The sequence below is a fragment of the Acinetobacter endophylla genome, from assembly GCF_053543775.1.
In genome coordinates this window covers 1-7,363 of the sequence record NZ_JBLVOM010000016.1, presented here as the reverse complement: position 1 = coordinate 7,363, position 7,363 = coordinate 1, and the positions used below count along the sequence as shown (strand labels likewise).

Annotated in this window: 11 protein-coding genes and 1 pseudogene; 2 read left to right on the top strand and 10 right to left on the bottom strand. The window is 34.0% G+C overall.

From position 1 onward, the window contains the following. From ACNPNW_RS02655 to ACNPNW_RS02645, 3 genes and pseudogenes are all read right to left on the bottom strand, one after another. A pseudogene (locus ACNPNW_RS02655) lies at window positions 1-227 on the bottom strand (hypothetical protein); the annotation flags it as partial. Window position 228: 1 nt separating this feature from the next. After that, a complete protein-coding gene (locus ACNPNW_RS02650; protein WP_005005746.1) occupies window positions 229-1,551 on the bottom strand; it encodes a hypothetical protein in 1,323 nt (440 codons plus the stop codon). 90 nt (window positions 1,552-1,641) lie between these two features. Beyond that, window positions 1,642-2,160 carry a hypothetical protein gene (locus ACNPNW_RS02645; protein WP_005005747.1) on the bottom strand — a complete coding sequence of 173 codons (519 nt, stop codon included), beginning with the start codon at window positions 2,158-2,160 and terminating at the stop codon, window positions 1,642-1,644. 74 nt (window positions 2,161-2,234) lie between these two features. Between ACNPNW_RS02645 and ACNPNW_RS02640 the strand changes: the two genes are divergently transcribed. Then, window positions 2,235-2,588: a hypothetical protein gene (locus tag ACNPNW_RS02640; protein ID WP_448766480.1), complete on the top strand. Its 354-nt coding sequence runs from the start codon at window positions 2,235-2,237 to the stop codon at window positions 2,586-2,588. A 99-nt stretch (window positions 2,589-2,687) separates the two neighbouring features. On the opposite strand, the gene ACNPNW_RS02635 is transcribed toward ACNPNW_RS02640, so the two are convergent. After that, window positions 2,688-3,434 (bottom strand): hypothetical protein, encoded by a 747-nt coding sequence (locus ACNPNW_RS02635; protein WP_005005749.1) that lies wholly within the window; start codon window positions 3,432-3,434, stop codon window positions 2,688-2,690. Between the two features lie 60 nt (window positions 3,435-3,494). Between ACNPNW_RS02635 and ACNPNW_RS02630 the strand changes: the two genes are divergently transcribed. After that, complete coding sequence (locus ACNPNW_RS02630; protein WP_005005750.1) at window positions 3,495-3,857, top strand: hypothetical protein; 363 nt, start codon at window positions 3,495-3,497, stop codon at window positions 3,855-3,857. Window positions 3,858-4,032: 175 nt separating this feature from the next. Here ACNPNW_RS02630 and ACNPNW_RS02625 read toward each other — a convergent pair whose 3' ends face one another. From ACNPNW_RS02625 to ACNPNW_RS02600, 6 genes are all read right to left on the bottom strand, one after another. Further along, window positions 4,033-4,332, bottom strand: a complete 300-nt coding sequence (locus tag ACNPNW_RS02625; RefSeq protein WP_005005752.1) for a hypothetical protein — start codon at window positions 4,330-4,332, stop codon at window positions 4,033-4,035. A 187-nt stretch (window positions 4,333-4,519) separates the two neighbouring features. Continuing rightward, complete coding sequence (locus ACNPNW_RS02620; RefSeq protein WP_005005753.1) at window positions 4,520-5,419, bottom strand: hypothetical protein; 900 nt, start codon at window positions 5,417-5,419, stop codon at window positions 4,520-4,522. Window positions 5,420-5,434: 15 nt separating this feature from the next. Continuing rightward, window positions 5,435-6,214, bottom strand: coding sequence for a M48 family metallopeptidase (locus tag ACNPNW_RS02615; protein ID WP_005005756.1), 780 nt, complete (start codon window positions 6,212-6,214; stop codon window positions 5,435-5,437). Continuing rightward, window positions 6,207-6,695, bottom strand: coding sequence for a hypothetical protein (locus ACNPNW_RS02610; protein WP_005005757.1), 489 nt, complete (start codon window positions 6,693-6,695; stop codon window positions 6,207-6,209). The genes ACNPNW_RS02615 and ACNPNW_RS02610 overlap by 8 nt, the downstream gene beginning before the upstream one ends. A 9-nt stretch (window positions 6,696-6,704) precedes the next feature. Further along, window positions 6,705-7,127 (bottom strand): hypothetical protein, encoded by a 423-nt coding sequence (locus tag ACNPNW_RS02605; RefSeq protein WP_448766479.1) that lies wholly within the window; start codon window positions 7,125-7,127, stop codon window positions 6,705-6,707. Beyond that, a partial coding sequence (locus tag ACNPNW_RS02600) for an IS1 family transposase (protein WP_448766453.1) occupies window positions 7,127-7,363 on the bottom strand: 237 nt, incomplete at its 5' end. The genes ACNPNW_RS02605 and ACNPNW_RS02600, both read right to left, overlap by 1 nt.

Below are 7,363 nucleotides of genomic sequence, written 5' to 3'. Positions count from 1 at the left end.
GTAAATTCGGTGTTATCAACGTCTTTTCTGAATTCTTCAGGCATTGGCCTTAAAACTTCTAAAAGATTGGTACTGTCACTTTGTACATGACCAGTAGCCAAAATCATCGACTCAATTTTTTTTAGGGCATGTTCAGGTACTATCAATACTGAATGTACACGCTGGTCATACGCATCAGATTGAATGTCTTGAGCTTCGGTATTCTTTTCAATAGTGCTTAATTCCATATTATTTCTCTGCCTGGGCTTTCTGGTATTCAACTGCAGTCTTCATTGAATATTCGGTATCATCTTCGTGCTCTGTACCAACCATGCTTTGCTGACCTTGGTATATACCTTTAACAGCATTGACGAATGCGTTATGCGCCGTAGCGTTGTAATACGTTAAGTTTCCAGCACTGGTCGAATCATTGAATGTCAAAGTATTAGGAACATGCCAAACTGCTGAATAAGCCTTGCCATCGATAACAACAATAGGTTCAAACTCGACCGCTTCACGGTGCTTGGTTTCATTCCATGGTGTATAGAAAACAGTATTGTTTTTGAGGTTGTAGACCTTGAATACGATCTGGCCAAGATTCCGTATTTTGGCCTCTTTGTTGTATGCCTCTAAAACCTTGTCTTTTTGGAAGTCTGTAATTTCAAGCTCAGGGTTCTTCGTAATCACCAGTGTTTCATCAGTCGTTTTAATCTCAGATGGAACGTAGATTTTTGAACCTTTAGGGAAACGTCCTGATTTCTCCAATGCGGATCTAAACTTGTTATTTGCATCCAAGAAGTTGCCAAACTCACTACTGAAGTAGCTGTAAAAATTTGATGCACTGGTGAACATGCCAAACTGATTCACCCGAACAATTTGCTCAGATACAGTGGATGCTAAACTTGCATATGGTTTGCCCGACACATCAATTTCGCGCCATTTGTAGTTACGTACACCTACTTCTTTGTCGCATGCATCATTAAACATAGATGTAGAAACAATATCGCCGTCCAAGCGCTTCACATAAGCAACCGGGTAACTGCGGATAGGTGCCATACGAACAGCTTTGTTTGAATTGGTGTAAAAGCCAGATGACGAAATGATATTTTGTTCAGATGATTTAATTTGATAACTTCGTAATGTATTTAACTGTCGATCAAAGCTATCAATTTCAGATTCATATAAAACATCACCCTCAACAGATGTCGCGATTGAATAAGGGGCATACATCACATCGCCCTGAACTTTATCCATGATCTGCTCAGCTTCAATACGATATAACGGCTGTGAGAACATGCCATTTGATGCCAAAGCTGGTAGATCTCCCCCTACACCAAAATTACACGCTACTTTGTGGCTGGTGGTAGAAAGGCTTGATTGAGGTAATTTGTAGTTAGATGGATTGTAAGTGGTAACACGTTCATCATATTTGCGAACTTGTTCCTCAACTTTCTTTTCAATGGGATCTATTTGTTCTTCTTGAGATGCAGTATCAGTATTTGAAGGCTTTAACTTATCACAACCAAATAGCAAAACTGACAATATCGCTATGGTAAGGGTTTTCTTATTCACTAATTAATGACCTAACTTAAAACTACTAATACCCCACATTATAATTAAAAATAAGTATTAATGAAGTGGTATTTAATAGTTTAAGGACTTTTAAGCGAAAAACCCAATATCATTAATTAGTTTTAACGAACATTCTTTTAATGCAACTTCATAACCGCCGTTATTATTAAATGTAAAAGCAAATGGTAGCATTTTATCAATCGCAAATATCTTCTCTAATAAGTCGTTGTTTTCTGCAGATGGCTTATCCTTTAAGGCATATTGCATGGAAAACTTAGCATTTATACCCGTGCTTTTATATAAAGCATTTATTTGTTCTTTAAGGCTTTTTTCCACTTCTTGCACAGTATTGAAAATAAAATTCTGATTAACAGTGAATTTATCAGTTTTCAAAGATCCAAAGGTCCACGCCAGACTCTCCGAAACCACATACCCTAGAACAGTCTGCAATTCTTCATCTTCAAATTTGTGATAATGAACGTATGATTTAGTTTTACCGTTAAAATATAAAATAGAAATGGAGAACAACACCTCTTTGTGAGCATATTTAAAAGGTACTTTAACAAGACTATAAAAGTTTAAGAGCTCAACGTTGGAGGCTTTAGACATATTTTTTAAAAAAATTTTAAAGACATTAAAGTGATTATACTAAAAATATCAAAGAAATGTTAAAGGGTTTTAAAATGGATACAGTTGTTCTAAAAAATAGTTTAATTGCTAGTTTAGTTTTTGTATGTGTGTTCCTGGTGTTCCAAAACATCGACCATAGAGTTTCTGAACGTATACAGCTTGAGTCAACCAGTGCAGCATTCGAGTCGCTTGATAAAGACTTTTCTGCGATCAAAAGAAATGTGGATACTGAATTCAATAAGCTCCCGAAGTACGTGAAGCCAAGCAAAGAGCAATCGATCAATGATGCATTTGAATTCATTAAATTCTCGAAACAGACCTTTACTGACACAATGGCCCAAAATGAAGAACTTTTAGCAGAAGTTAAGGGTTTTGAGAAAAAGGCAAATGATGTTTTAGAAAAATAATAGTTATTTTAAAAAGAAAAATGGGAAGCTATAAGCCTCCCATTCTTTTAATGTCGTAAGAAACATTTAAATTTTGTTCTTAAAAGTATTATAGTAAAACTAATAATTTATGCAAATACTTTTAACAGAAATATCTAAAAGGTCTTTAACACTCAACGAATCCGAATAACTTAGACAGTGTGAATAAATTGTTAAAGTAGTCGAGTGTATATGTAAAACATTGGTATACCCATTAGAGATATGCGAATTATTATATATGTAAAACCTAACATACTTTTTAGTCGTATCTTGCGTAAAACTTACCAGATAATCTTTTGTGTTTTCATTTATGTTATCTTCGTATTGCTCTGTTATGCTCAGGATCTCTTTGCTGTTCAGCCAATAACTGCCTGTTTTATCTTGTTTAATCTGTTCCAAAATCAAATTATTTAATGACTGGTACTCTTTCGTTATTGCTTTGGCATATCGTTTTGATGACTGATGTTCTTTCCAGTCAATTTTTGCTTTCTTAAACAGTTTGAAAGCTGTAACCGCGCACAATATAGCTGAGATGGTACATAATATTATTCTACTACTATCACCTATAATGCCAATCATTCCTAAATGCACATCTTTTGAGAATAAACCGTTCAAAGATAGGTATACGCCAAAGATACAAAAACTTAACGCAAAAACCACAACTAAAATTAAAGTTGCTCTAATTAAAAGCTCATTAAAAGTAATTTTTCTTAAACTTTTGGTATAAAGCTTAATCTTATCTTTTTCAGATTTTAACATTTTAGCCAAGAACTTATGTTCTCTTTTTCCTCTGCTAAAAGGTGGTGTTACAGCATCTTTAAAAGTCATGTATAATCAAAAGTATTTTAACGTTCCATTAAATATACACTACACCTGGGCCTATTTAAAATGAAACATTATAGAATTATCGCTATTTTAATACCTTTAATATTTTCAGGTTGTGCAGCAAGCCACTCAGACAAAGAGCTTGTTGACTCTTATTACAATGACCAACAAAAAACAATAGAAAGCGATGTAGATCAACTCGTTAATTCCTACTCCGCTAAAGTCGTTACTCAGTACTACCCTGAACCATACTTCAATCCAACCAAGCCAATACCGCATTATTACGCTTTAAAGCTTGATGAAATGGGTATCCCTTACCCAAAAGAGCTTGTATACGACAATGCCGACTATAATTTTTATAAAGAGCAGGCTAAGTTTAATGCAAACAATAATGACGTAATTGATACAGATCACCACGATCACTAAAACTTTTTTATCGTAGGTGTTTTGTTGAGGGGCGTTTCTTGCCGAAACCTTTCTTAACCCCTTAGTGTATGAGGGTAAAAGATTCATACTATATTTTAGAAAATACACTTGATGGAGATAAAGACCAAAAAATCAAAGTGTTGAGAGTAAGCCAGTATGATACTTTTTATTACCCTCATACATTATCTTCTGAACTATCTTCACTCCTTTTTTGATTGGCTTCTTTGATAACATTTTCAATAAAACAGATAACTAAATTTAAAGCGATTAAAAATAATACGATATAGCCAATAGTTTTTAGAGTTAGTACAAAGTTATTGAATACATAAGTTGATGCTTTTCCTATTCCTATATAAACCACATAACATGCAAATATAACCAATGCTATTGCACTAATTGAAATTATTGCAAGTCCAGTATTTTTTAAAAATGAGCGCAATAAGTATTTATCGAATTTAGAATTATTCATAGCCATATACTATCCTTCATAAAAATTTCATTTTCTAACATTGAACGAAGCGCAACTATTGCTGCACCACCGCCAACAATAATTATGATAAAGCCGAATAAAAAATTGAGATTCATGTTTGCAGCTATGTTTAATTATTTAGATTTAAGCAACTTAATTAGTAGCATTACAATAGTTATTGTACGAGAGTACTTTACTCTCGTACACTTAGAAGATAAGCATCTGGATTCGTTTTTAATTCTTTATCTAACATTATTAGCTTATTCAACATATCTTGGTTTGTCGTCTTGGGAATGATCCAACCGCCAAAACTAATATTGTTTAATTTGATGTTAGGTAGTGGATCTTGTCTATTTTGTTCCAGTAACCAAAGATAGTTTTCACTACAAACAAATAAGACTTTTAATTCCTGATCAATGCGCCGTAAATCACAATATCTGAATAGGTTTACGTTACCTGGTGCTTCAGCATTGATAATTGGTTTTTTTCTTGTTTTTTCACCATGTAACTTAAAGTATTTAACACAACTTTCAATGTCACTTTTTAAATTGATTGGTGCAGTTTCTATTGGTGCCTCTGATAATTGTTCTTCAGCATATTCAAAATAGATCCAACATACATCTTGGTCTTTTAGCTTTTCAAAAAGCCAATCTGGAACGTCATGCAATTTTTGTTTTAGTACAAATGGTTTTCCTACATTCGTAATCTTGACGCTTCTTTTCTTGTACGTGTCCAGCTCCCCTATCTTCTTCACGCCACTTTTATATAAATAACGGTTTTTGAGAACTACTTTACTCTTTTTTACCTCTTTTTCAGGTTTAGGATCAGTACTGGATTTTTCAGGCTCAACATTCAAACAAAAGTAATCTATTCCTTTGGTAAACAATTGAAACTTCCCCTCCTTTTCAATTAAGGCAAAATTCCCTCTGATTTCAGCACCTACTATATCTTTAGATATTAGAAATCGATCATCAACGGTTTGTTCATTTAAGAGCAGTAAAGCCGATTTAAAATCTACTTTGTGTTCTGGTATTACAACATAACCGTGGTCAAACAACTTTTTGCTCACTCGGATAACTGTGTAAATATCCATAACCAGCTCCTTATATTATTTCCTGTAATTTTGGTTGATGTATTCTTGGATCGCTACAATTCTTTTTTCTGAAGTAGGATGCGTTGATAAGAAATCAATTTTAGTGCCCTGTTTTTCTTGGGCTACTACTTTATTCCAAAAGCTGACTGCGCCCTGTGGGTTGTAACCAGCACGAACCATAATATCAACACCTAGAAGATCCGCTTCACTTTCAAGTTTGCGCGAACCAGGTAAGTTAACTCCATAATCGCCTAGTAAACTTGTGCCAGATACAACCATGTCACCAAGACCAGCCGAACTAGCTGCAAGCACACCTAAACCAGTTAAAAGCTTTTTACTTACCTTTTCACGCCCATGATCACGTAAAGCATGTGCAATTTCGTGGCCGATCAGTGCAGCCAATTCATCATCAGTTGCATTAATTTTTGTGATAGAACCAGTCAACACACCGATCTTGCCTCCAGATAGACAAAACGCGTTGATTTCATTATCTCGGATTGTATTAACTTCCCAATTCCAATTTGCTGCGTCAGCTCGATAATGTGGAACTTGTGCGATAAGACGTTTTGCTACTCTATTTACTTGAGCGTTATTCACAATCAATCCACGCTGTTTAGCAGTCGTGATGATGTTGTTGTAAGACTGAGTACTTTGCTGAAGATATTCTTTTTCAGAATACAACATGATTTGTTTGCGTTTAGAACCCATTCCATCAATAGTACTAGATACGCAACCAGTTAAAAGAGATCCGGCAACAGCCAAAACACACAAAGATTTCATCTTAAAATCAAACATTTTGTTTTCCTTTATGTTTAAAAACATTTAACAAGTTAAAACTGCGCTTATTAAGCTTGTTTTTATCTTCCAAATCAGTAATACATTTAAACTCTTTTAAGATGTTTTTGTAATGCTCTTTTTGTTCATTTTCTGACTTATTAAAACCTTTCAAAGCTAACTGTTCAATAGTTTTAGGGCTGAATAATTTCAGAAGAACTATATTTAATATTAAAGTACCAGCCAGTAAGCCCAACGCATAAAGCTGAACAACTGAAGTACTGTATTTAGGTTCCATCGGACCAAGTGAACCAAAGCATATAAAGCTAAATACAGATAAAGTAACTGCAGCTATAAAACTAGATACCGTAACTCTAATCTTGAACTTATATCGTGCAATTAAAGCGACAATTAAAAAACCAAAAAGTATGGTACCAATTGCCGTAGCCATTATGACTAAAAAGAGCCCAGGGTTTGTGTTTGATGGATCTAACATTTCCATAGAATATCCTTAAATAAAACCCTTGCTTTCTAATAGGGTGAAACGATCTTTAAACAGTACAAAGAATGTTTTTTTAACGCTTTCGTACTGGTGTTTGATAATGTCTAAAGCACTATCATATGCACCTAGTTTCACGTAATTAACAAAATTGGCATGATCAAAACCTTTAAGTTTGTGACGTTTAATAAAGCCCTTAAAGTCTTGCTCTTTTTCTTTAAATTGATTCTCAAATTCAAAGAAAAGTTTGCCTAATTTCATGCTGTATAGTTTTAAATTGACAATAAATTCGACTAAAGGTGTTTCATTTCCTCTAATCGTAACCAGCATGTCTTTATCTTTTGTGATTTCGAGCGATGGTAAAAAATTAGAAAAATTAACCAGTAGATCACTTAATAAAACTTGTTGGTGGTGTTTTAAAAAGTATGCTGACATTAAATGAAGCCATTATTGATGTAAAAGAAGGTTAAGTCGAAGGCTTTAAAATGGTTTTCAAGCTTTTTGGAGAAATTGCAACTTCTTCTAAAACCACGCCTTATTCGATGCCTTATTTTGCAATTATTACCTTCAATTCCTACAGTAAACAACTTACCAATACTTTGCTTGCAGTTTTTAAAAGCAGTGATGAAACTGTCCCAATGATCACTTGCAATTCGGGTGTAGTGAATACC